This window comes from Sodalis sp. RH14 (genome assembly GCF_047324285.1).
Classification (GTDB): Bacteria; Pseudomonadota; Gammaproteobacteria; order Enterobacterales; family Enterobacteriaceae; genus Acerihabitans.
The window spans coordinates 1426049-1448364 of record NZ_CP178739.1 but is presented as its reverse complement, the minus strand read 5'-3'; the positions used below and the strand labels follow the sequence as shown (position 1 = coordinate 1448364).

19 protein-coding genes and 1 pseudogene are annotated in these 22316 nt (G+C 58.5%); 8 read left to right on the top strand and 12 right to left on the bottom strand.

Annotation, left to right across the window (positions count from 1 at the left end; all coding sequences use genetic code 11):
* Positions 1-9: 9 nt before the first annotated feature.
* Entirely contained in the window at positions 10-1947 is a 1938-nt protein-coding gene (locus tag ACL2XQ_RS06475) for a dipeptide ABC transporter ATP-binding protein (RefSeq protein WP_413740158.1), read from the bottom strand.
* An 11-nt stretch (positions 1948-1958) separates the two neighbouring features.
* Positions 1959-2912 carry an isoaspartyl peptidase/L-asparaginase family protein gene (locus ACL2XQ_RS06470; protein WP_413722361.1) on the bottom strand — a complete coding sequence of 318 codons (954 nt, stop codon included), beginning with the start codon at positions 2910-2912 and terminating at the stop codon, positions 1959-1961.
* A 366-nt stretch (positions 2913-3278) separates the two neighbouring features.
* On the opposite strand from ACL2XQ_RS06470, the gene moeA reads away from it, so the two are divergent.
* Positions 3279-4514, top strand: a complete 1236-nt coding sequence (gene moeA / locus ACL2XQ_RS06465) for a molybdopterin molybdotransferase MoeA (protein ID WP_413740157.1) — start codon at positions 3279-3281, stop codon at positions 4512-4514.
* Between the two features lie 9 nt (positions 4515-4523).
* Complete coding sequence (gene moeB / locus ACL2XQ_RS06460) at positions 4524-5288, top strand: molybdopterin-synthase adenylyltransferase MoeB (protein WP_410015954.1); 765 nt, start codon at positions 4524-4526, stop codon at positions 5286-5288.
* A 123-nt stretch (positions 5289-5411) separates the two neighbouring features.
* Here the strand turns inward: moeB and ACL2XQ_RS06455 are convergent, their stop codons facing one another.
* Both ACL2XQ_RS06455 and ompX read right to left on the bottom strand, forming a co-directional pair.
* A complete protein-coding gene (locus tag ACL2XQ_RS06455; protein ID WP_410015955.1) occupies positions 5412-7007 on the bottom strand; it encodes an ABC-F family ATPase in 1596 nt (531 codons plus the stop codon).
* A 717-nt stretch (positions 7008-7724) separates the two neighbouring features.
* A complete protein-coding gene (gene ompX, locus ACL2XQ_RS06450; RefSeq protein WP_410015956.1) occupies positions 7725-8243 on the bottom strand; it encodes an outer membrane protein OmpX in 519 nt (172 codons plus the stop codon).
* A 685-nt stretch (positions 8244-8928) separates the two neighbouring features.
* On the opposite strand from ompX, the gene dps reads away from it, so the two are divergent.
* The 4 genes from dps (at position 8929) to ACL2XQ_RS06430 (ending at position 11006) form a co-directional block, all read left to right on the top strand.
* Positions 8929-9435 carry a DNA starvation/stationary phase protection protein Dps gene (dps, locus tag ACL2XQ_RS06445; RefSeq protein WP_410016595.1) on the top strand — a complete coding sequence of 169 codons (507 nt, stop codon included), beginning with the start codon at positions 8929-8931 and terminating at the stop codon, positions 9433-9435.
* A 130-nt stretch (positions 9436-9565) separates the two neighbouring features.
* Positions 9566-9832 carry a DksA/TraR family C4-type zinc finger protein gene (locus ACL2XQ_RS06440; protein ID WP_410015957.1) on the top strand — a complete coding sequence of 89 codons (267 nt, stop codon included), beginning with the start codon at positions 9566-9568 and terminating at the stop codon, positions 9830-9832.
* 159 nt (positions 9833-9991) lie between these two features.
* Entirely contained in the window at positions 9992-10633 is a 642-nt protein-coding gene (locus ACL2XQ_RS06435) for a flavin reductase family protein (RefSeq protein ID WP_410015958.1), read from the top strand.
* 151 nt (positions 10634-10784) lie between these two features.
* Positions 10785-11006, top strand: a complete 222-nt coding sequence (locus tag ACL2XQ_RS06430; RefSeq protein ID WP_410015959.1) for a hypothetical protein — start codon at positions 10785-10787, stop codon at positions 11004-11006.
* Between the two features lie 21 nt (positions 11007-11027).
* Here ACL2XQ_RS06430 and ACL2XQ_RS06425 read toward each other — a convergent pair whose 3' ends face one another.
* Together ACL2XQ_RS06425 and ybiB are read right to left on the bottom strand one after the other, a co-directional pair.
* Positions 11028-12881, bottom strand: a complete 1854-nt coding sequence (locus tag ACL2XQ_RS06425; RefSeq protein ID WP_410015960.1) for a M3 family metallopeptidase — start codon at positions 12879-12881, stop codon at positions 11028-11030.
* An 85-nt stretch (positions 12882-12966) separates the two neighbouring features.
* The gene (ybiB, locus tag ACL2XQ_RS06420; RefSeq protein WP_413727014.1) at positions 12967-13947 is read right to left on the bottom strand and encodes a DNA-binding protein YbiB; all 981 of its coding nucleotides are present in this window, start codon (positions 13945-13947) and stop codon (positions 12967-12969) included.
* An 851-nt stretch (positions 13948-14798) separates the two neighbouring features.
* Between ybiB and ACL2XQ_RS06415 the strand changes: the two genes are divergently transcribed.
* A complete protein-coding gene (locus ACL2XQ_RS06415) occupies positions 14799-15236 on the top strand; it encodes a hypothetical protein (protein ID WP_413723589.1) in 438 nt (145 codons plus the stop codon).
* Between the two features lie 77 nt (positions 15237-15313).
* Here the strand turns inward: ACL2XQ_RS06415 and dinG are convergent.
* Positions 15314-17410: pseudogene (dinG, locus tag ACL2XQ_RS06410) on the bottom strand (ATP-dependent DNA helicase DinG); the annotation flags it as partial.
* A gap of 248 nt (positions 17411-17658) precedes the next feature.
* Between dinG and ACL2XQ_RS06405 the strand changes: the two are divergent.
* On the top strand, positions 17659-17763 hold the full coding sequence (locus ACL2XQ_RS06405) for a hypothetical protein (protein WP_410015963.1): 105 nt from the start codon (positions 17659-17661) through the stop codon (positions 17761-17763).
* Between the two features lie 17 nt (positions 17764-17780).
* Here ACL2XQ_RS06405 and ACL2XQ_RS06400 read toward each other — a convergent pair whose 3' ends face one another.
* From ACL2XQ_RS06400 to idi, 5 genes are all read right to left on the bottom strand, one after another.
* Positions 17781-18512 (bottom strand): ABC transporter permease, encoded by a 732-nt coding sequence (locus ACL2XQ_RS06400; RefSeq protein ID WP_410015964.1) that lies wholly within the window; start codon positions 18510-18512, stop codon positions 17781-17783.
* A 1-nt stretch (position 18513) separates the two neighbouring features.
* Positions 18514-19452, bottom strand: coding sequence for an ABC transporter ATP-binding protein (locus ACL2XQ_RS06395; RefSeq protein ID WP_410015965.1), 939 nt, complete (start codon positions 19450-19452; stop codon positions 18514-18516).
* Positions 19449-20600 carry an ABC transporter permease gene (locus ACL2XQ_RS06390; protein ID WP_413740156.1) on the bottom strand — a complete coding sequence of 384 codons (1152 nt, stop codon included), beginning with the start codon at positions 20598-20600 and terminating at the stop codon, positions 19449-19451. Before ACL2XQ_RS06390 ends, ACL2XQ_RS06395 begins: the two co-directional genes overlap by 4 nt.
* Before the next feature lie 30 nt (positions 20601-20630).
* Positions 20631-21563, bottom strand: a complete 933-nt coding sequence (locus tag ACL2XQ_RS06385; RefSeq protein WP_413722355.1) for an ABC transporter substrate-binding protein — start codon at positions 21561-21563, stop codon at positions 20631-20633.
* 176 nt (positions 21564-21739) lie between these two features.
* Complete coding sequence (gene idi, locus ACL2XQ_RS06380; protein WP_413740155.1) at positions 21740-22282, bottom strand: isopentenyl-diphosphate Delta-isomerase; 543 nt, start codon at positions 22280-22282, stop codon at positions 21740-21742.
* Positions 22283-22316: the final 34 nt, after the last annotated feature.

Sequence of the window (22316 nt, the reverse complement as noted above, 5' to 3'; positions counted from 1 at the left end):
ATATCCCTGTCAGTAGGCGCCGCCGATCGGATGACGGGCCACATAGTGCCCCTCCCCGACCTTAACCAACGGCGCAACGATTGGTTCATCTCCCAGCGCCCTGACGGGGCTGGGAATCTCATCTACCAGTAAAGCATGTTCCGGCCGGCGGCGCGTGGGATCGGGAACAGGCACCGCCGACATTAATTTGCGGGTATAAGGATGCTGCGGGTTGGCGAAAACCTGGCGACGGGGTCCGATCTCGACGATTTGCCCCAGATACATGACCGCCACCCGATGGCTGACCCGCTCCACCACGGCCATATCGTGGGAAATAAACAAAAAGGCAATGCCGAATTCACGTTGCAAATCGAGCATCAGGTTAATGATCTGCGCCTGTATCGAGACATCCAGCGCCGAGACCGATTCATCGGCCACCACCACCTTAGGATTAAGCGCCAGCGCCCTGGCGATACAGATACGCTGGCGCTGGCCGCCGGAAAACTCGTGGGGATAACGCTGGGCGTGTTCGGGCAGCAGCCCTACCCGCGTCAGTAACGTTTCCACCCGCCGTTGCGCTTCCTGGCCCTGCGCCACGCCGTGCACCAGCAGCGGTTCCATAATCGAATAACCGACGGTGAGCCTGGGATCGAGCGAGGCGTACGGATCCTGGAAAATAAACTGGATATCGCGGCGCAGATGCTGCAATTCATGTCCCGTGAGCGCGGTAATCGACCGGCCGTTGAAAATAATATCGCCGCTCTGGCTCTCCACCAGGCGCAGCAGCGAGCGGCCTGTCGTGGATTTTCCGCAGCCGGATTCGCCCACCAGCGCCAGGGTTTCGCCGGGATACAAGGAGAAACTGACTTTTTCCACCGCGTGCACCCGGCGCCGGACACGGTTGAAAATACCGCCGCGGATATCAAAACCGGTGACCAAATCCTTGACCTGCAAAATCGGCGCGGCGCGCGGCGGCACGGTATCTTGCCCCTTGGCCGCGCTTAGCGCGGGAGAATCCGGCGCCCTGGCCGCGACCTCGATATCCGCAGGCGCGGCGTCCTGTGGGTTGAGCAGCGGAAATTTCGCCGGGAAATCGCTGTCGGCCATCGAACCCAGCTTCGGCACCGCCGCCAGCAAAGCCTGGGTATAGCGGTGACGGGGGTGGGCGAACAGCGTGTCGACCGGGGCCGACTCCACATCATTGCCCTGATACATCACCAGCACCCGGTCGGCCATTTCGGCCACCACGCCCATATCATGGGTGATAAACATCACCCCCATTTGCATTTCACGCTGCAGGGTGCGGATCAACTGCAGGATTTGCGCCTGGATAGTCACATCCAGGGCGGTGGTGGGCTCATCGGCAATCAGCAGCGCCGGCTTGCACGACAGCGCCATGGCAATCATCACCCGCTGGCGCATGCCGCCGGAGAGTTGATGGGGATAGCGATCGAGCATGCTTGCGGCGTTGGGAATGCGCACCAAATCCAGCATGTGCAGCGCCTCCTGCCGGGCGCTGCGATGGTCTTTGCCCTGATGAAGGCGGATGGATTCGGCTATCTGCTCGCCCACCGGAAACACCGGATTCAGCGACGTCATCGGCTCCTGGAAAATCATCGCCATATCGGCGCCGCGCAGGCCCCGCAACGTGGATTGGCCGGCCCGGGCCAGATCAAGCACCTCGCCGCCACGGCGACGAAACAGCATGACGCCGCTGTCCACCCGGCCGCCGCCCAGCTCCACCAGCCGCATAATCGATAAGGCGGTGACCGACTTTCCGGAGCCGGACTCGCCGACAATCGCCAGGGTCTCGCCGCGGTTGATGGTAAATGAAATACGCCGCACCGCCTCGATGCGCTGGCCTTCATGGGAAAAATGCACGCTCAGGTCACGCACCGACAATACCTGTTCCTCCGGTAAACCGGGCGCTGCCGCCGGTGACGGAACCGGATGGCGTCCTGTTGCCATAGGATCGACCATCAGCGGTAGATGCCGATATCGGGCGTAGCGCCGACATAACCGACGCCGCGGTACATACCTTCGCTATTGAACGGCAGCGCCACGTTGCCCGCGGCATCCACCGCAATCAGCCCGCCGGAGCCGCCAAGAGCCAGGATCTTATCGAAAATCACCTGCCCGGCGGCTTCCTGGAGCGATAGTCCGCCGTACGCCATGCGCGCACTCACGTCATAAGCGGCCACGCCGCGCATAAACACTTCACCGCTGCCGGTACAGGAGATGGCGGCGGTGGCGTTATCGGCATAGCATCCGGCGCCGATAATCGGCGAGTCTCCCACCCGGCCGGTCTGTTTGTTGGTCATGCCGCCGGTGGAGGTGGCCGCCGCCAGATGGCCGAAACTATCGCAGGCCACCGCGCCCACGGTGCCGAATTTTCGGTCCGGATCCAGGGGATCGCCGCCTGACGGGGCATCATGATCGAGAATGGCGCCGGCGTCATCGGCCAGGGCGCGCTGCAGTTGGGCGTAGCGTTCGGCGGTATAATAAAATTCCGGTTCCACCCGCTCCAGGCCGCGGGCAAACGCAAAGGCTTCCGCGCCATCGCCGGTAAACATCACATGCGCACTGTGCTCCATCACCGCGCGGGCGGCGAGGATGGGATTACGAATATGGGTCACGCCGCATACGGCGCCGGCGGCAAGCGTGTGGCCGTCCATAATGCTGGCATCGAGCTCATGACCGCCCTGGTGGGTAAACACCGCGCCCTTGCCGGCGTTGAACAAAGGGCACTCCTCAAGCAGGCGCACAGCCTCGGTCACCGCGTCAAGGGCGGCGCCGCCCGCCGCCAGGATAGCCTGTCCGCGCTCGACGATACCGGCCAGCGCCTGGCGATAGTGCTGTTCTTTCTCGGTGCTCATGGCCTGGCGCGCAATGGCGCCGGCGCCGCCATGGATAACTATGACTGCTTTGCTCATCAAATAACGTACCCTGCAATCGGTGGTCAAGGGACGGGGCGTCCGGCTGGCGAAGCAGCGAAGGCCCCGGACAATCTTTAGTTGTTAATTAAATAAATGTGACATAGAACTATTTAGTTATTATTTTTGACTATATTAACCCAGCCCGCCAGTGTAAAGCGGAAATGTCACTATTGACGGCATCAACAATAATGGCCTTTCGTTAGGTAAAATCGCCGCTTAAGCTTAGCTAAAAAGCGGCAAAGCCAATCCCTTGCGCATTTACTTCCCCGCCTTATTTTTTGGCATAGGTTTTCTGGCATAATAAGCCACGGCATACTTGCCCTTCCGGCCGCTGGATTAACGGCCGACGCTACAGGAGTTGATATGGCATCCTTGAATTCGTCCCTGCTTACGCTTGAACAGGCGCTGGAAAAAATGCTTTCCCGGGTCGGGCCGCTCGCCGGACGCGAAACGCTGGCGCTGACCGACGCCGCCGGGCGCATCACCGCCGCCGCGGTAATTTCCCCGGTAAACGTTCCCCCGTTTGATAATTCCGCCATGGACGGGTATGCGGTGCGCCTGGCCGATATCGCCGCCGGCGCGCCGCTGCCGGTAGCCGGTAAAGCGTTTGCCGGCAAGCCCTTCGCGGCCGATTGGCCGCCGGGGAGCGTGGTGCGCATCATGACCGGCGCGTCCGTTCCCCCCGGGACGGAGGCGGTAATAATGCAAGAGCAGGCCGAATTATCCGGCGATGGGGTGTGTTTTACCGCCCCGGTAAAACCGGGACAGAATATTCGCCGTATCGGCGACGATATCCGCCTGGGTGACCAGGTCCTGTCCGCCGGTCGCGCATTGGGGGTGAGCGAGCTGCCGCTGCTGGCGTCGCTGGGCATAGCGGACATCAGCGTGGTGCGACGGCCACGGGTGGCGCTGTTTTCCACCGGCGACGAATTACAGCCCATAGGGGCGCCCCTGGCCGCCGGGCAAATCCACGACACCAATAGGTTCGCCGTACGCCTGATGCTGCGCCAGCTGGGCTGCGAGGTTATCGATCTGGGCATTATCGCCGATGACGCCCAGGCCCTGCGCGCCGCATTCCGCCAGGCGGACAACCGGGCCGACCTGGTGATTACCAGCGGCGGCGTGTCGGTGGGTGAAGCGGACTATACCAAAACTATCCTTGAAGAAATGGGTGAAATCAGCTTCTGGAAACTGGCGATGAAACCCGGCAAACCCTTTGCCTTCGGCCGTCTGGAGCACGCCTGGTTCTGCGGCCTGCCGGGCAATCCGGTGTCGGCGGCGGTGACGTTTTACCAGTTGGTGCAGCCGCTGATAGCCAGGCTCGCCGGGCGGGCGCACTGGCGGTTACCCGCCCGGCTGCGCGCCAGAACGCTGACGCGGCTTAAAAAAACGCCCGGCCGGATGGATTTTCAGCGCGGCGTGTTCCATACCACGCCCCGCGGCGATATCGAGGTCGCCGGCACCGGCGCGCAGGGATCCCATGTTTTCAGCTCCTTCAGCGCCGCCAACTGTTTTATCGTGCTGCCGGCCGAGCAGGATGACGTGGCCGTGGGCGAATGGGTGGATATCGAACCCTTTAATCATCTGTTGTTATCATAGGGCCGGACCGTGGCGGACGAATTAACTCATGCGGAAATGCTGCGCTACAACCGGCAAATCATGCTGCGCGGCTTTGATTTTGACGGCCAGGAACGGCTGAAAAACGCGGGTGCGCTGGTGGTGGGCCTGGGCGGGCTGGGCTGCGCCGCGGCGCTGTATCTCACTGCCGCGGGCATAGGACGGCTCACCCTGCTGGATTTCGACATTGTGGCGCTGTCCAATCTGCAACGCCAGATACTGCACGACGATCGGCGCATCGGCATGGCTAAAGTCGATTCCGCCGCCCTTGCCCTGGCGTCGGTTAACCCCCATGTCACTATCGCCACGCGCAACGCCGCCCTGGACGACGAGTCGCTGACCGAGCTTATCGCGCAGCATGACGTCGTGGTGGATTGCACCGATAACGTAACGACGCGCGAGCAGCTCAACCGGCTGTGTTTTACCCGCCAGACGCCGCTGGTGTCCGGTGCGGCGATCCGTATGGAGGGGCAAATCAGCGTCTTTACCTACCAGCCCGGCGAACCCTGCTATCGCTGCCTGAGCCGATTGTTCGGCGCAGGCAGCCTCACCTGCGCGGAATCCGGCGTGATGGCGCCGTTGGTGGGCATTATCGGCTCGTTGCAGGCCATGGAGACTATCAAGCTGCTGACAGGGTTCGGCAAGCCGCCGGCCGGCCGGCTGGTCATGTATGACGCCATGACGCTGCAGTTTCGGGAGATGGTGCTGCCGCGGGATCCGCATTGCGCCGTGTGTGGGACGGCGTCGCCCGGCTGAGAGGGAAATCGCGTTTGGCGCGGGCGGCGTTGCTCCGGCGAACACTGCGCGGCAATAGGAGAAATGGAACGGCCCCGCGCAACCAGGGCCGGCGCTTAAAACGGCGTTTAAACCGTCATCAGCTTAGTTTAAACCCTGGCTGCGCAGGTAATCTTCATAGTTACCGCTGAAATCTATCGCTTTTTCCGGCGTTAATTCCAGGATGCGCGTCGCCAGCGAACTGACGAATTCGCGGTCATGGGACACAAATATCAGCGTCCCCTGGTACAGTTCCAGCGCCGAGTTCAGCGACTCAATGGATTCCATATCCAAATGGTTGGTAGGTTCGTCCATCAGCAGGATATTGGGTTTTTCCATCATCAGCTTGCCGAACATCATGCGGCCCTTTTCGCCGCCGGATAAGACGCTGACCGGTTTATTGATATCGTCCTGGCTGAACAGCAACCGGCCAAGGATGCTGCGCACCGCCTGTTCGTCGTCGCTGGGCTGTTTCCATTGGCTCATCCAGTCAAACACGTTAATGTTTTCGGTGAACTCGCTGGAATGATCCTGGGCATAATAACCGATGCTGACGTTCTCGGACCACTTGATGGTGCCGCCCACCGGCGGCAGCTCGCCCACCAGGCTTTTCAGCAGGGTGGTTTTACCGATGCCGTTGGGACCGAGCACCGCCATCTTTTCGCCCACTTCCAGCATCAGGTTTATTTTACTGAACAGAGGCGGCTGGCCGTCATAACCCTGGGTCAGCTGCTGTACTTCCAGGGCGTTGCGGAACAATTTTTTATCCTGCTCGAAGCGGATAAATGGATTCTGGCGACTGGACACCTTCACCTCGTCCAGCTTGATTTTTTCAATCTGGCGGGCGCGGGAGGTTGCCTGGCGTGATTTGGACGCATTGGCGCTAAAGCGGCTGACAAAGGACTGCAATTCGGCAATCTGCGCCTTTTTCTTGGCGTTGCCGGACATCAGCTGTTCGCGCGCCTGGGTGGACGCGGTCATATAATCGTCGTAATTGCCGGGATAGATGCGCAGTTCACCGTAATCCAAATCCGCCATATGGGTACAGACCATATTCAGGAAGTGCCGGTCATGGGAAATAATGACCATGGTGCTGTTGCGCTCGTTCAATACCTGCTCCAGCCAGCGGATGGTATTGATATCCAGGTTATTGGTAGGTTCGTCAAGCAGCAGAATATCTGGATTGGCGAACAGCGCCTGCGCCAGCAGCACGCGCAGTTTCCAGCCAGGCGCCACTTCGCTCATCGGACCGTAATGCTGCTCAAGAGGAATGCCGACGCCCAACAGAAGCTCACCGGCGCGCGCCTCGGCGGTATAACCATCCATCTCGCCGTACAGTACTTCGAGATCGGCAACCCGATAGCCCTGCTGCTCGCTCATCTCGGCCATGGCGTAGATGGCGTCGCGCTCTTCTTTCACCGCCCAGAGCTCGGCATGGCCCATGATGACGGTATCAAGCACGGTATACTGTTCAAAGGCAAACTGATCCTGGCGCAGCTTGCCCAGGCGTTCATTCGGGTCAAGGCTGACATGGCCGCCGCTGGGCACCAGGTCGTCCCCCAGGATTTTCATCAGGGTGGATTTACCGCAGCCGTTGGCGCCAATCAGGCCGTAGCGATTGCCGCCGCCAAATTTAACGGAAATATTTTCGAATAGCGGTTTGCTACCGAATTGCATGGTGATGTTGTTACAGATTAGCAAAAGGAGGTACTCTTCATTAAAAACGTGACATTAACCACATTATGCCACACTCCGCTGTAAAATTGCTCTCTCTGTGTGCACCCATGGCCATAAGCATTAAAATTGGCGTGCCCGGCGCGGCCCCGAGCCGGGTTAGCGCTCCGCGGCCCGCGTTCGCGGCCGGCAAAACGGCCCCTGATAGCCGCCACTTACGCGCCTCTTTCGGCCCGCTAACCAATATAAGGCATTATTATTTGATTTAATATTTTGTCATATTAACATCATCAATAAATATCAGGGTTGTCATATCATAAGGGTATACCTTATTTACCCGCCGAGCAGGATAAATACAGTGTCATTTCGCCAGCATCCCGCCAGGGCGACCGCTAATAATGCATAACCGATAAATAAGGGCGTCCCGTCAGGCAGGATAAAAGAGAGACACTATAGCGGTGTGGCATGCCATAGCCCATTATTCCCGGCTCACCATTGCCCTTCTTTAAAATACTGCTCTGGCGGCAGGAAGAATATAAAAACGCAGCTGCTCGATAAACAGCATGCGCGCCCTGATACGGGCCGGAGGGTGGATGGGCGATACGGGACAAGTGTCGCCGTCCAAGCAGGGAGGGCGCGGCCGGGATAAAAAAAAAGCATGGCTGAAATGCTCAGCCATGCTTATCATGTCCACACCGGGGTCGTTAACCGGAAAACCGGCGCCGCCCGATCGCAGAAGGGAAATTAGAAGCGGTAACCAACGCCTGCGATCCAGGTGCCAACGTCTACGCTGCGGATGCGGCTTTGTTCGTAGGAAACGTCAAACGCGACATTTTCCATCGGGTTGAACTGCAAGCCTGCGCCGTATGCTACGCCAACATCGCTGGTGCGGTGTGAATCGCGGCCGTCTTGCGCGTTGTCGGTAAATTGGCCCACGCCCATGCCGACTACGCCGTATACGCTGGCCCAATCGTTAATGCGGTAAGCCGGACCGGCGGTGATGCCGTAGTAAGTGCCTTTTTCGTAGGTGCCTTGTTCAGCCTGGTTCTTTTCCAGGTAGGTGAAGGAGCTGATCATGCTCCAAGGCGCGCTATCATCCATTTCATAACGGTACTTCAGGTTAAAACCCGATGCCTTGTTGATGACGCCCTGCATATCACCTTGGGCATAACCCGCGGAAACGGTGCTTTCGCCCGCAGTCGCCGAACCCGCCGCTACTGCCAATACACAAGCTAACGCTGAAAGACATGCAATTTTGTTCATAACCACCTCAAATGTGAATTTACGTCCTAACCATGAAAATATAACAAAAAGTAGCACGAAACTCTGCTTAATAAATGTTGTCCAAGTAAACGTATCGTGTAACATAAGTTTTCAAAGCTTTCTATCCCATTCATTTTACTTATGTTTTGTGCTATATGTCACAAATCAGACTTTACGTATCCTTACAACATATCCAGATTAATCCGAACTGAATGACTAAAAAATAGACCACTATCGTGCAATGCGCGTGATTTTTTTTCACAACCCATGTCGCCGCCCTCATATTTTCTGCTCATAAAAACCGCCACTACTATTTAATTATGTTATTACGGCATTCTGGAACACTAAATGCATCTCCCTTCAAAGCCGTTCTGCCTGATTTTCAGCGCCTGTTTCTGCGGCACGCTGTGCTGAACCAGAGACTTTTTGCTATAATAATTATTAGAGGCATTATTTTAAATGAAAACCATTTGTATTACCGGCCCGAAACAACAAAACGCGGTTGTGATGCCGGGAGTACTCTCATGGTTGATGTCTTTTATCCTGCTAAGCTGTTTAATGCGTTCAGCGGTGGCGACACTGAGAGGTATCGGCGATATGAGTGATAGGATGCAGGATTGCGAAACGCTGTTATACTTTATGCCTGAACGAAATTAATAATGATCAATTAAGAGGATGATTAATGATGAGTACCGCTAAACTGGTTAAAACGAAATCTTCCGAACTTATTTATACGCGTAACGATCTGGAAGAGTCGGTCAAGGTCTCCAGTATCGCGCTGTTAAACCGTCTGGTGATCGAGTATGTCGACCTGGCGCTGATCACCAAGCAAGCCCATTGGAACATGCGCGGCGCGAATTTTATCGCGGTACACGAAATGCTTGATGGTTTCCGTACCGTTATCCAGGATCATCAGGACACCATCGCCGAACGCGTGGTCCAGCTAGGCGGCGTCGCCTTGGGTACCGTACAGGTCACCAATGACAAGACCCCGCTGACCAGCTATCCGACCAATATCCACAGCGTTCAGGATCATCTGAAAGCGCTGGCGGATCGTTATGGCGTGGTGGCGAACGACACCCGCAAGGCGATTTCCGAAGCAGAAGACGACGAAGATACGGCTGATATCTTGACCGCCGCTTCGCGCGATCTGGATAAATTCTTGTGGTTTATCGAGTCTAATATCGAATAATACTTTGCTTCGCCGGTGGGTGCGATGCACTAGCGCCGGCTAATCAGTTGAATGCAGCAAAAGCCGGCAGCGTAATGACCTTGCCGGCTTTTTTGACTTTTCACACCGGCTTAACGGGAGGAGCGATCCCATGGCAAGCGGCTGGGCGCCGGAAGGCGCGGTACAAGATCAAATCGATTCCACCATCAACGACGCGGTGCAGCGGGCGCGCAGCGCTCTGCTGCAAGGAGAAAGCGCCCATCATTGCCAGGAGTGCGGCGAACCTATTCCGCAGGCGCGGCGCGCGGCGTTGCCCGGTGTGCAGTTGTGCGTGCATTGCCAGTCCGAACAAGATAAAAAACAGCTGGCCCACAGTGGCTATAACCGCCGGGGAAGTAAAGACAGCCAGTTGCGCTGAGCGCTCCCTGAGTACACTATTATTGCCACCTCGCCACGCCGGGGATTGCCGCCCTTTCCCACGCGATCCCACGTGTTAACCACGGTGCGAAGCCCGCTACCGGCGGCACAGAAGCCGATGCCCGTCGCCGGCGTAAATGTCCATAGTGTTGGAGAAACCATGAGTTCATCTTCCCGTTATTATTATGAACCGCGTCACGGGCACGGCCTGCCGCACGATCCGTTTAACGCTATTATCGGTCCGCGGCCTATCGGCTGGATTGCCTCGGTCGATAAGCAAGGGCAGCGCAACCTGGCGCCGTATAGTTTTTTCAACGGTTTTAACTACCATCCGCCGATCATCGGATTTTGCAGCGTCGGCTGGAAGGACAGCGTGGCCAATATCACCGCCACCGGGGAGTTTGTCTGGAATTTGGCGACCCGCGAACTGGCCGATGCGATGAATAACAGCTCCGCCTCGCTGCCTGCGGGACAGGACGAATTCAGCTTTGCCGGCCTAACGCCCATCAAGGGAACGCGGGTGGCCGCGCACCGGGTCGCCGAAAGCCCGGTCAATTTTGAGTGCCAGTTAACCCAATGCATCCAGTTGCAGGACGCCCAGGGCGGATTAATCGAAAGCTGGCTGATATTGGGTGAAGTCGTAGCGGTACATATTGATAAAAAGCTGTTTAATGAGCAGGGCGTATACCAAACCGCCGCCGCGCATCCCATACTGCGCGCCGGAGGGCCGAGCGCGTATTACGGCATTTCGGACGAGCAGCGCTTTGATAAAGTGCGTCCGGACGATCGCCCCGCGCGTTAACCCCAGGGCGGCGGCCGCTTTGTCCGTCAAGACACGCCGGTCACTGTCCATCAAATTTACTGATGCAATTTATCAATAATCACGGCTGTAAAATCCATGTAACAAGCGTATCATAAGCATCCGATATGATATTATTTACAGCGTGATTATTATGAAACGTACAATCCTTGCCAGTCTGCTTGTGATGCTCAGCGCTGCGGCTTACGCCCTGCCCGCCTATCGGCTGCCGGATATGCCGCGCAACCCGCGCGCGGACAGCGCCTGCATCAATAAAACCACCGCCAGTACCGCCGGCAATTGCCCGCGCCAGGTTTTTTCCCCGGAAAAAAACCAGGCTATCGAAGGCTACAGCCCGGTTTATCATAAAAACTGATCGCAGCGGCTTACCCGCGGATCAATACGCCTGACGAATCGCCGCGGCAAACTCCCGGCACATCTGCTCATCGCCCTGCGCGTTGGATGCCAGCACCCGCTCGCCGTCGATAACGGTGATGACGGCGTCCAGGGCAAAATCGGCGGCCGGCTGCGGCCGCGCCATCCCGCGCGCGATGGTCTCCTGCGCCTGACGCCAAGCCTGATCCACCGTCTGGTTGCAGGCCGCCGCCAAATACAGCGGATTAAATCCCTCCCCGGTCAGGCTCCTGAGCGTATCGTCATGGGCGACGCTATTGCCCGGATGCCAGTAATGGGCGGCAAGATCGGGCCCGATGGCCGGGTTATCGGTGAGATACCCGTCGCGCTTAAGGAAAAACTGCCGGGTTTGCTCCACGGCCATCAGCGCCAGCAGATAGCCCTGATAAGAACAGGCGGACTCTTGCGATAACAGATGCGGAATCGCCATCGTCGGCCGCGGGCTGCCGTCAATCCCCAGGATGCGTTGTTCTGTTTCCCGCGCCAGCCGCGTAATGGCGTCGGGCGTCAGCTGGTCATCGTCCCATTGATACAGCGCCCATTCAAAATAAGGCACCAGCAGGATATGGCGCTCGTTAAAGGCGCGCATAGGCTGGCGCGCGGCGATGGCGGCCTGGATCAGCGCGTCCGGCGGCGGCTCGCCGTTGCCGTTAAGGGCATAGCGTTTCAGCCAGTCGGCGTCGTCCAGCAGGCTGTCGCAAAACATGGACTGCGTTTCAGCGTAGGCCATAGAGGTGGGCGGAAACTCCTGGGAAAAACACGGGGCGTTCTGGCGGATATTGGCAAAATGCGCCGCGTGCCCGCCCTCGTGAAACAGCGTATTGATACCGCTGATGCCGCTGCCGATCTGGTCCGGTTTGGCCAGGCTGGTAAAATTGATGCGCGCCGGGACCCACTCGCCCTGGCGCCGGAACGGCGGCACGGGGGCATGCATAAAACCGTTTTCGTACTTATCCTTGCGCACCAGCAGATCGAGCTGCAACCGCGCGCCGTTAAAGCCGATATGCAGCCGTTTAAAGCTGTCCACCCAGCGGCCCAGGGACTCGGCAAACGGCAGGTAGGGATCCAGCTGGCGGGTCACGTCGCCGGCGGTGCGGTAGCGGATATTCCAGGGTTGCAGCGCGTTCTCGCCTTTTACCGCCGCCAATTGCCGCAGGCTGCGTAAATTACCCTCCCGCGTCTCCCGTTCAAACCGATCCAGAATGGCGAACAGCTGTTCCGGCGTCATCCGCTCGGTTTTATTGACCTTATAGTCAAAGTAATTGCGATAGCCCATCTGGCGGGCAAAGCGGTTACGCAGGCGCACCAGCGCCGGAAAACCGTTATGCAACAGCCATTGCTCCAGCTCGCGCAGCGCCTGCTGCGAGCTCTGGCGCGCTGATTCATCGGCGTTATTGGCCTGATTGGTCATCAGTTCGCCCAACGAGGCCGCCACCCGTTCGCCCTTATCGTTGATATGGGTCAGCGCCAGGGTTTTGCGCCGGGCGTAGAGGTCGTTTTCCGCGGCGATAAGGTCATCCATCAGGGTCTGCGCCCGGGCATCCTCAATCACGTTGCAGTCAAAAAAACGCAACCAGCCGCGCAGTCCGTGCAGGGTGTCGTCACGTTCCCGGCCTGGCGGCAGCAGTTCCAGCGCGGCGATATGACGGCGAATTTCCGCCGGGCGCGCCGGCGCCGCGATAAACCGCTTATACGCTTGTTCCGCCGCGGCGAAACGATCCGCGACGTCCTCGCCGCCGATGGCCATATAATGCTGCCAGAAAAGGTCTTCCTTGGTCTGATGAACCGCCAGGTAATCGCGGTTCAGCGCGTTAAAATACGCTACTGCCTGTTGCATAACATCTCCTGATAACAGGTATTGCTTCATTTCTCAGTCAGGGCAAAAGGCGCTTGCCCATGCCGCTCTGGTTCAGGGTACGCCGTCAGTCGTGGGGTATCGCGCGATCGACAGTCGCCAGCGCCTGGTCAAGCGCGGGAGCTTGCCCGGTGGCAAGCAATATGGCGGCCAACTGCAGCCGGATAGCCTCCGGCAAGGCGAATTCGCCCCGCAGGCAGGCTTCGGTCCAGCGCGCGGTGGTCAGCGCGTCGCGCGCGCGCGGCAGATTTTCCAGCGGCGGCAGCGGATGGGCCAGCGGGTCCAGTATGACCTGCTGCCGCCCTTGGTGCAGGGCATAGATTTTCGCCAGACGCTGCGGATTGGCGTAGGTTTCGCCCTCGGTGCCGTTCATCAGCAGGGCGCTGCTGTTGATGGCGTTGAAAAAGGCGGCGATACGGGTGATATATTCCGGATGCGATACGCTGCACAGGCGCCAGTGCAGATGATGATGGAACGGCGTCGCCAGTTTGGCCAGCGTATGGGCGCTGTTGCGTACCCCCATGCGCCAGCGCAGCGTTAACTGGGCGTCCAGCGCCGGGCACAGATGGCCCACCGGGATAAATACCGGCGCACGCGCCATGACCAGCGCGCTTTGCGCCGCCAGGGAGTTATCGTGCCAGGCTATGCCCAGGGCGCGGAAAATTTCCGCGCTGGTCACCCGGCCCGGATCGTCGGTAACGCCGTGCACCACGACCGGAAAGCCGAGGCGCGCGAGCGCCATCGCCAGCAATGGCGTCAGGTTGGCCTGCTTGCGCGCGCCGTTATAGCTGGGAATAACCACCGGCGGCGGCATATCCGCCGGCGCCTGCAGCGCCATCACCCGCTCCTGCATCGCCTCATAAAAGCCCAGCATCTCTTCTTCGGCCTCGCCTTTGATACGAAAGGCAATTAATAGCCCGCCGAGCTCCAGCTCCGGCACCTCTCCGGCCAGGATGGCGCGATAGAGTGCAACAGCGGTGGATCTCTCCAGATCGCGGGCATGATTTTTTCCCCGTCCGACTTCTTTTATGACCTTGCTATAATCCATAACCGACCGTTTCCAATACGCATGTAAAGTTCAACCTCTGCCATCCGCCGCGATCACGCGGATGTCTCAATCCACAATACCTTTCATTAACGCGCTAATAAAGTGCTTCAACTTATTCCTAGCAAATACAGCGCCGGGATAGGGATAACCGGGTTCAGCGTCGCCGCGACCATGCCGCGCATAACCTGTCCTATGTCCGGTCTGGGCCCGTCGCTCGCGCGGCACGCCTTGCCGCTAAAAATTTAATATTCTTTACTGAAGTTTAATTAAAAAGGCCAAAATGGCTCTCTTTTATAACCGGACTTGTAGATAACGCTCAATGGGTAGTAAAAACATCGAATGCAACATTGATGCATGATATAAAAAAATGACTTTTTTAACCTTTCTATTTTGTTATTTATTATCAGGAAAACATTATGCATATAACGGGTATGAATTCCTCCTTCTTTACGAAAATCACATCATGGAGTGAGGGCCAGGTTACACTCAGGACCCACGTATTAACGTCCGTGATCAAAAAACTGGTTAATATCAGGAGCTATTCGGCAAGGGCTGCAGCTAAATCCAGCATGGATAGCGAGGAAAGCTATAATGCGCTAGCGGAAGACGACGATAGCGTAGCCGCGTCAGAGTCAAGGAACGGCGGCGGTTCCTCGCCAGGCCGAGGGGTTAAATCTTTTATACCGGCCTTCGTCGGTTGTAACAGTAAACGTTATGATCTTAGCGCCGCGCAAAAAAACAGGGACGCCGCTTACGACCAGCTTCAGTTGAAAAGGCATCTGCCGCTGGAATTATTACACGACCGACCGGTCGATCGCGAAACCTTTATTAGCCAAACCGCGGAAGGCATAGTGAAAGAAATGAAATCCGGTTTATTGAAAGAACAAAAAGATAAACTAGAATGGAAATCAAATGAATTTGCACTTTATCTTCCGGCGCAGATAAATAAAACCATCGATCAGGTCATGGACGCCCGGCTTAAGGAAAATAAGCCGTTGAATCTTACCCCGACGTTTAACCGGGATATTATCCAGCAGGCCATGACCAAAACGGGAATTTGGCGCCAATATGCCCATATCACCCGCATTGAGAACGGCTCCGCAACGTCCACCGTCGCGGTGGTAAGGCTGTATATGAATAACCATCAGATGGATTGCCCTGACCTTATTCGCCCTGTTGCCGACCGGGTGTACGAAAGGCTGTTTAACTGTCCGGGGCTGGTGGCGCGGGTTACCCTGGCCGCGGAACATGCCATAGCGCAAAAGCTGGACAATGAAAGCCGTGCCTGAACAGGCGGCTCATCCAGCCGCCCGCCGGTTTCTCAGCCCTTGGCCGTGACAGTCCCGGGCTTGGCATCGGCCGGCATCGGCATCGGCGGCTGCTCGATGGGAAAGACCGGCAGCGCCGCCAGCAGCCGCGCGCCGTAGGATTTGGTGATAAGACGCCGGTCATAGATAACGATTTCACCGGTGCATTCATGGCTGCGGATAAGCCTCCCCACCTGCTGGATAAGGTTAAACGAGGCGCTGGGCAGGCTTTGCACCTCGAACGGATGCCGTTTCTGGGTTTTCAGCCACTCCCCTTCGGTCAGGATCACAGGGCTGTCGATGGGCGGGAAGGCGATTTTGTGGATATGCACCTGGGTCAGCAGTTCGCCCTTCAGGTCGAGCCCCTCGGCAAAGGACTGCAGGCCAAGCAGTACGCTGGTCTTGCCCTGATCCACGCGCCGGCGGTGTTCTTCAATTAAGCGATAGCGCGGCTGGTCGCCCTGTACCAGCAGTTGCAGCCGCAGATCGACGACATGGGTCAGGAAAAGCTGCATCGCGCGATGGCTGGCAAACAGGACCAGCATGCCGCGATGCGCGCCGGCGGCAAGCTCAGCGCGGAAAAAGGCCGCCATTTCGGCCAGATGTTCGCCCTCCCGCGCCATCACCGGTTCGTTGTGCATCTGCGGGATCACCAGTTTGCCCTGATGGCGATGATCAAACGGCGACCCGAGGGTAACAAAACGATCCCCCGCCCGTTCCTGCAACCCCGAAAGCTCCTGCAGCCGGGCAAAACTATTAAGCGATCGCAGGGTGGCGGAGGTCACCACCGCATGGGGTATCTTCGACCAGAGCAGCTTTTCCAGCTGATCGCTGACGCGGATGCCGACGCAGTGCAGGAAGATATGCGCGCCTCCATCGGACATTTCACGGGTCAGCCATTTGGAGATCGGCGTATTGGATGCCTTATCCTGCGCCGCCAGCTTCCATAACCTGCTGGCCGATTCCCAATAACCCAGGGTGCGGCTGGTATGAAGCAGCGCCTGGTGCAGGCGCACAATATCCTGCTTGCCCGTTTTCTCGCTCAAATCATTCAGCAGGAACTCGGTCAGCATGCGCAGCGCGTCGGTAAGCTTGAACAGCCGCGCGGCCAGCTCGCTCATGGCGATGGGCAGTTGCCCCATGGCAAAACGAAACTCCCCCGCCACGCTGTCCCTGGGCAGCACGGAGACCGCCTGCCGTTCGAACAGCGCCACCAGTTCCTGGATTTCAGCGCAGTGGTTCTTCAGGCGTTCACCGCCGCTGAGCAGGGGCGGCTTGGCCGGCTTGAACTGCGCCAGGGTCTGTTCGGTCTGGCGCATAAACAGCTCCAGCTGATGGGCGATAAATCCGGCGGTGATTTCGCCGCTCATTTCCAGCGCGTCCCGCGCCACGTCGGGCAAATGATGCCCCTCGTCGAGCACCAGCAGCATATGCTTGGGATTGGGCAGTACCGATTCGCTGTCGAGCGCCGCCATCACCAGCGCATGGTTGGCCACCACGACATCGGCGCTTTCAATTTCCTTGCGGGCAATAAAAAACGGACAGTCGCGGAAATAATGGCAATTACGTCCGAGACAGTTCGCTTTATCGGTACTGAGTTTACCCCACAGCCCGTCGCTCACCGATTTGGGATAATGATCGCGCAGGCCGTCCCAGGCGAAGCGGGCCAAGTCCTGCTGCATTTTGCCGCATAACGTGCGCTCTTTACCGTCGGCGGGGACCAGGCCGTCATCGAGAAACAGCTTCAGGTCGCCCTGGAATACGTTGTCCGCCGCCATGGCCGCCAGGTTGCGCGGACAGACATAGCGCCTGCGGCCGAAGGCGGCGGTAAATTTCAAATCCGGGATCAGCTTTTTCAAAAGCGGCAGGTCTTTACTGAAAATCTGGTCCTGCAGCGCCACGTTGGCGGTGCTGACCACCAGGGGCTTATCCTCGGCGCGGCTGATGGCGATGCCGGGGATGAGATAAGACAGCGTTTTCCCCACGCCGGTGGGCGCCTCAATCACTAAATGGCGTTCGATATCCCCGGACAGCGCTTTCGCCACTTCGGCAATCATCTGGCGCTGCGGCGTGCGGGATATAAAATCCGGGATATGTTTTTGCAGCGCTTTATACCAATCATGGATTTGCGCTTTGGTAGCGACGGACAGCGGCATGAGCCTTTATCTTCTCAATACGGGATGGGGTTATTGTCCCACAGACCGGCTCCGGCGTCAGCCTTATGCTGTATATATCTGCAGTTATCAACCGGTATTGGAACCTGGATCCAGCCCAGACGGCCAGGGGCCGCGGGCGGGTTGAGGCGCATAAGCCACGCCTGGGGTGTAACCTGCGCCGCCCCATCGCGCTTGTATCGCTGCGCGCAGCACTTATAATGAAGTGAATCGCGACCTTAAGGAAGGGTATGAATCTTATCAAAGCGGGCGTGTTCGGCCTGATCTCATTGTGCGCCCTCGGCGCCATCGGCGGCGTCATGCTGGCCGGTTATATCGTCATCGTCCATAGCTGAGGACGTCCCTGCGGCCATCAGGTAGGGTGAAAACAGCGCAGCCAGCGTTCGAACAGCATATCGCTGATGACCGCCAGCAGGGCCACCAGCATCGCGCCCTGTAGAATATAGGCGGTATTAAAGCCGCTCAGGCCGATGATTATCGGCGAACCGAGCGTTTTGGCGCCCACGGTGGAGGCAATGGCGGCGGTGCCGATATTAATAATCACCGAGGTGCGGATGCCGGTGATGATAACCGGCGCGGCCAGCGGCAGCTCCACCCGGCGCAATATTTGCCAGCGGCTCATGCCGGCGCCGGTGGCGGTTTCCAGAATGGATGCCGGCACCGTTTCAATGCCGGTGATGGTTCCCTGCACAATGGGCAACAGGCCGTAGAGCACCAGCGCGATAATCGCCGGTTGTTCGCTAAAGCCCATCACCGGCACGGCGACGGCCAGCACCGCCACCGGCGGAAAGGTCTGGCCGACCGCCACGATGGTTTCCACCAGCGAGCGAAACTCCCGGCCGGCCGCCCGCGTCACGCCGATACCGGCGCCGACGCCAATCGCCACGGCGATAAGGCTTGATAGCAATACCAGTTGGACATGGGCCCAGGCCAGCGAAGCAAAGCTGTCCTGCAGATAGACCGGACGATCCAGCGCCGGAAACAACTGCGAGAACAGCCAGTCCAGCCTGGTCATGCCGAACATCAGCGCCAGCAGCAGCAGCGCGCACCATAACAGCGGATCGGTAATTACCCGGCGCAGCATGCTATTCCTCCTTCCCGGGTTTGACCAAATCGCGGAAATGGAGCACGCCCAGCGATGCGCCCTGCTCATCCACCACCGGCAGCAGTTCGGTCTGGCGGGAGACAAACTCCGACAGGGCCTCGCGCAGGGTCATGGCGGCCGCTATCGGTTTGCCGGGCAAGCGCTCGCCTTTGCGCGCATGGCTCCCCGCCGCGCCCAGCGCCAGTAATTTAATGCCGATATCGCTGCGGCCGAAAAAATCCCTGACAAAGACATTGGCCGGCTGGGTGAGTAAATGACGCGGCGTACCCTGCTGGATCACCTGCCCCTGGTCAAGCAAGACAATGCGGTCCGCCAGCGCCAATGCCTCGTCGATATCATGCGTCACCAGCACCACCGTGCGGCCGGACAATTGGTGAATACGGGCAATTTCCGCCTGCAGCGCGGCGCGGGTAACCGGATCGAGCGCGCCGAAAGGCTCATCCATCAGCAGCACCTCCGGATCGGCGGCCAGGGCGCGCGCCACGCCCACCCGCTGCTGCTGCCCGCCTGAAAGCTGGTGGGGATAACGGCCGCGGAACTGCGCCGCGTCCAGATGCAGCAGTTCCAACAATTCGGTGACGCGATCGCGTATTTTAGCCTTCGGCCACTTCAGCAGCTGCGGCACGGTGGCAATATTCTGCTCCACCGTCCAATGCGGGAACAGGCCGATGGACTGGATGGCGTAACCCATGCGCCGGCGCAGTTCCTGCGGTTTAAAACTGTGGATCTCATCGCCGGCGAACAAAATCTTGCCCTGGTCATGTTCAATTAAACGGTTAATCATTTTAAGCGTGGTGGACTTACCTGAGCCGGAAGTACCAATCAGCACGGTAAACTCGCTTTCGGCAATGTTCAGGTTCAGGTCTTCCACCGCCGGTTTGCCGTGAAAAATTTTACTGACATGTTGAAATTGAATCATTGGTGTACCGTCTCAAGAAAAGAGATGATCAGTTTAAACAACGTGTCCACCAGCACCGCCAGCGCGATAGCCGGGATCACCCCAAGCAAGACCAGCTCCAGCGCGCTGCTGAGCAGGCCCTGGAACATGAGCGCGCCGAAACCGCCGGCGCCGATCAGGGCGGCGATCATGCCCATGCCGACGGTCTGCACGGCGATAATGCGGATGCCCGAGAGGATCACCGGCAGCGCCAGCGGCACCTGAATACGGCGGAATATCTGCCCGCGGGTCATGCCCATGCCCAGCGCGGTTTCAATCACCTCGGCGGGTACCTGCGTCAGCCCGGCGTTCACGCTGCGCACCAGCGGCAGCAGCGCGTACAGCACCAGGGCAATCAGCGCCGGCGCCAGGCCGATACCGCCTACCCCCGCGTCGCGCAGCCACGGCCAGGCGGCGGCCAGGCCGCTGAGCGGCGCAATCAGCAGGCCGAACAGGGCGATGGCCGGTATCGTCTGGATAATGTTGAGGGTGGAAAACAGCGCCGGGCGCCAGCGCGCCGAGCGATGACAAAGCAGCCCCAGCGGAATGCCGATAACGATAGCCGGCACCAGGGTGCCGAACAGCAGGGTCAGATGTTCGCCCAGCGCCTGCTGGAAAATCTCCCGCCGGTTGGCATATTCGATAAATAACGACAGTTGATCCAGCCGCCCGGTCCAGATCAGCGCCACCGGCGGCAGCCAGATTTGCGCATTGGCCACGACGCGCAGCGTATGACTGGCGGTCGCGCGGCCGATGGCGTCGGCGGCAATCAGCAGGCACAGCGCGAGCAGCAGCCAGAAACCGCTGCCGAACGAGGTGCGCGCCAGATGCCCGCCCCGCCCGGCCAATTGCGTGGCCGCGTCGCCGGCCAGCGCCACCAGGCACCACAGCAATACCTCCGCCAGCAGCATAACCGCCAGCTGCGCGCGACGCGAGGGCGCGACAAAACACAGCGCCACCAGCGCGGCAACCGGCGCCAGCAGCAGTAACCACCCACCGCCCAGCAGGGCGGCCAGCCCGATGCCCTGGCCTGACATCAGGCGGTTCGGCGCATAGTTGACAAAAGGCAGCCAAACGCCCGCCGCAATCGCCAATAGCGACAGGGTCAGCAGGACGCGGTTTTTAACCACGCAGGGCGGCTCTCCCCGGCGCCGGGAGGGTTAGGATTTGACAAACCCTTTTTGTTTAAGATAATCCGCCGCCACTTTGCTGGCATTCTGTCCTTCCACCGCGATGCCGGCATTGAGCTTTTGCAGCGTCTGGGTATCCAGCGAGGCGAATACCGGTTTCAGCCAGGCCGCGATATCAGGATGCTGTTTGAGCACCGCCTCGCGGATGATGGGCGCCGGCGCGTAAATAGGCTGTACGCCCTGCGGATCGGCCAGGGTATGCAACCCGAGCGCGGCCACCGGCCCGTCGGTACCGTAGGCCATGGCGGCGTTGACGCCGGACGTCTGTTCGGCGGCGGCCTTCAGCGTCACGGCGGTATCGCCGCCGGCCAGCGACAGCAGCTGATCCTGCTGCAGTTTAAAGCCATAGGTTTTTTCAAAGGCGGGCAAGGCGTCGGGGCGTTCGATAAATTCCGCCGAGGCGGCCAGCTTGAATTTGCCGCCGGCTTTCAGATAACCGCCCAAATCGGCCAGTGAATTGATATTTTTACTTTTGGCCAGGTCCTCGCGGATGGCGATGGTCCAGGTATTATTCGCCGGCGCCGGTTCCAGCCAGACAATATGATTCTTGTCATAATCGAGTTTTTTGACTTTCTGGTAACCCGCGTTGGCGTCTTTCCAGGCGGGATCTTTTTCATCGCTGAAGAAAAACGCGCCGTTGCCGGTATATTCGGGGTAGATATCTATTTCGCCGGCGGTGATGGCCCCGCGTAATACCTGGGTGGTGCCCAGTTGGGATTTATTAATGGTCTTGACGCCGTGGGACTCCAGAACCTGGACAATGATATTGCCGAGCAGCGAACCCTCGGTATCGATCTTCGATCCCACCCGCACCGGCGAATCGGCCGCCTGAGCGCCGGCGGTCATACCCAGCATGGCTGCGGCAAGACACAGCGCTCGTCCGTGATGAAAAAAATTGACCATGATTTTCATTCCCCTCAGAGGTATTGGTAAATTATCCGCAGCGGTTGAACGGATATTATGTTCTTGAAAGAATAGTTCAAATTAGAATTTATTCATTAAAAAAGAAAGCATAAGAATAGAACCGAAAGTATGGAGACAACATTAAGGCTCGCGGGGAGATCGCGGGCAGAATAACCTTAACCGGCGCGCTTTAGGCGCATAAATTCGGTTATATGGCCTGGAATGGCGGCCAGCGTCAGCCTGAACCAGGGCGTGTACCGCGCCGGACGCGCCTTGATATCCGCCAGCACCGCCGGCAATGGCTGGTAGCGGCAGGCCATGGCTTCTTCTGGATTAAGCGTCGGCGCCTGCGCGCTGACGCCGAAAAAAACATGATCGAATTCATGTTCTATCAGCCCATTGGCCAGCGGCAGGCGGTATTGCAGCTTAAACACCGGCGTCAGGACGCAGCGCAGGCCCATTTCCTCATGCAGGCGGCGCTGGGCCGCGGTCTGGGTATCCTCGTGGGGTATGGGATGGCCGCAGCAGGTATTGCTCCATAAACCGCCGCAGTGGTATTTGCCGGCGGCGCGCTGCTGAAGCAGCAGCTCACCGCGTGGATTAAAGAGATATACCGTGATCGCCCGATGAAGCAGCCCCTCGCGATGCGCCTGGAGTTTTTCCATCCTGCCCACGCACTGATCGCGCTCATTGACGAGGACGACTTCGGTAAACGCCATGATAGTGTCTCATTAAGCCCCTGCAAACGCCTAT

Excerpts from the sequence above, each read along its gene's own strand:
- ACL2XQ_RS06475 (WP_413740158.1), bottom strand. The coding sequence starts at position 1,947 with ATGGCAACAGGACGCCATCCGGTTCCGTCACCGGCGGCAGCGCCCGGT.
- ACL2XQ_RS06470 (WP_413722361.1), bottom strand. The coding sequence starts at position 2,912 with ATGAGCAAAGCAGTCATAGTTATCCATGGCGGCGCCGGCGCCATTGCG.
- moeA (WP_413740157.1), top strand. The coding sequence starts at position 3,279 with ATGGCATCCTTGAATTCGTCCCTGCTTACGCTTGAACAGGCGCTGGAA.
- ompX (WP_410015956.1), bottom strand. The coding sequence starts at position 8,243 with ATGAACAAAATTGCATGTCTTTCAGCGTTAGCTTGTGTATTGGCAGTA.
- dps (WP_410016595.1), top strand. The coding sequence starts at position 8,929 with ATGAGTACCGCTAAACTGGTTAAAACGAAATCTTCCGAACTTATTTAT.
- ACL2XQ_RS06440 (WP_410015957.1), top strand. The coding sequence starts at position 9,566 with ATGGCAAGCGGCTGGGCGCCGGAAGGCGCGGTACAAGATCAAATCGAT.
- ACL2XQ_RS06435 (WP_410015958.1), top strand. The coding sequence starts at position 9,992 with ATGAGTTCATCTTCCCGTTATTATTATGAACCGCGTCACGGGCACGGC.
- ACL2XQ_RS06430 (WP_410015959.1), top strand. The coding sequence starts at position 10,785 with ATGAAACGTACAATCCTTGCCAGTCTGCTTGTGATGCTCAGCGCTGCG.
- ACL2XQ_RS06425 (WP_410015960.1), bottom strand. The coding sequence starts at position 12,881 with ATGCAACAGGCAGTAGCGTATTTTAACGCGCTGAACCGCGATTACCTG.
- ybiB (WP_413727014.1), bottom strand. The coding sequence starts at position 13,947 with ATGGATTATAGCAAGGTCATAAAAGAAGTCGGACGGGGAAAAAATCAT.
- ACL2XQ_RS06405 (WP_410015963.1), top strand. The coding sequence starts at position 17,659 with ATGAATCTTATCAAAGCGGGCGTGTTCGGCCTGATCTCATTGTGCGCC.
- ACL2XQ_RS06400 (WP_410015964.1), bottom strand. The coding sequence starts at position 18,512 with ATGCTGCGCCGGGTAATTACCGATCCGCTGTTATGGTGCGCGCTGCTG.
- ACL2XQ_RS06395 (WP_410015965.1), bottom strand. The coding sequence starts at position 19,452 with ATGATTCAATTTCAACATGTCAGTAAAATTTTTCACGGCAAACCGGCG.
- ACL2XQ_RS06385 (WP_413722355.1), bottom strand. The coding sequence starts at position 21,563 with ATGGTCAATTTTTTTCATCACGGACGAGCGCTGTGTCTTGCCGCAGCC.
- idi (WP_413740155.1), bottom strand. The coding sequence starts at position 22,282 with ATGGCGTTTACCGAAGTCGTCCTCGTCAATGAGCGCGATCAGTGCGTG.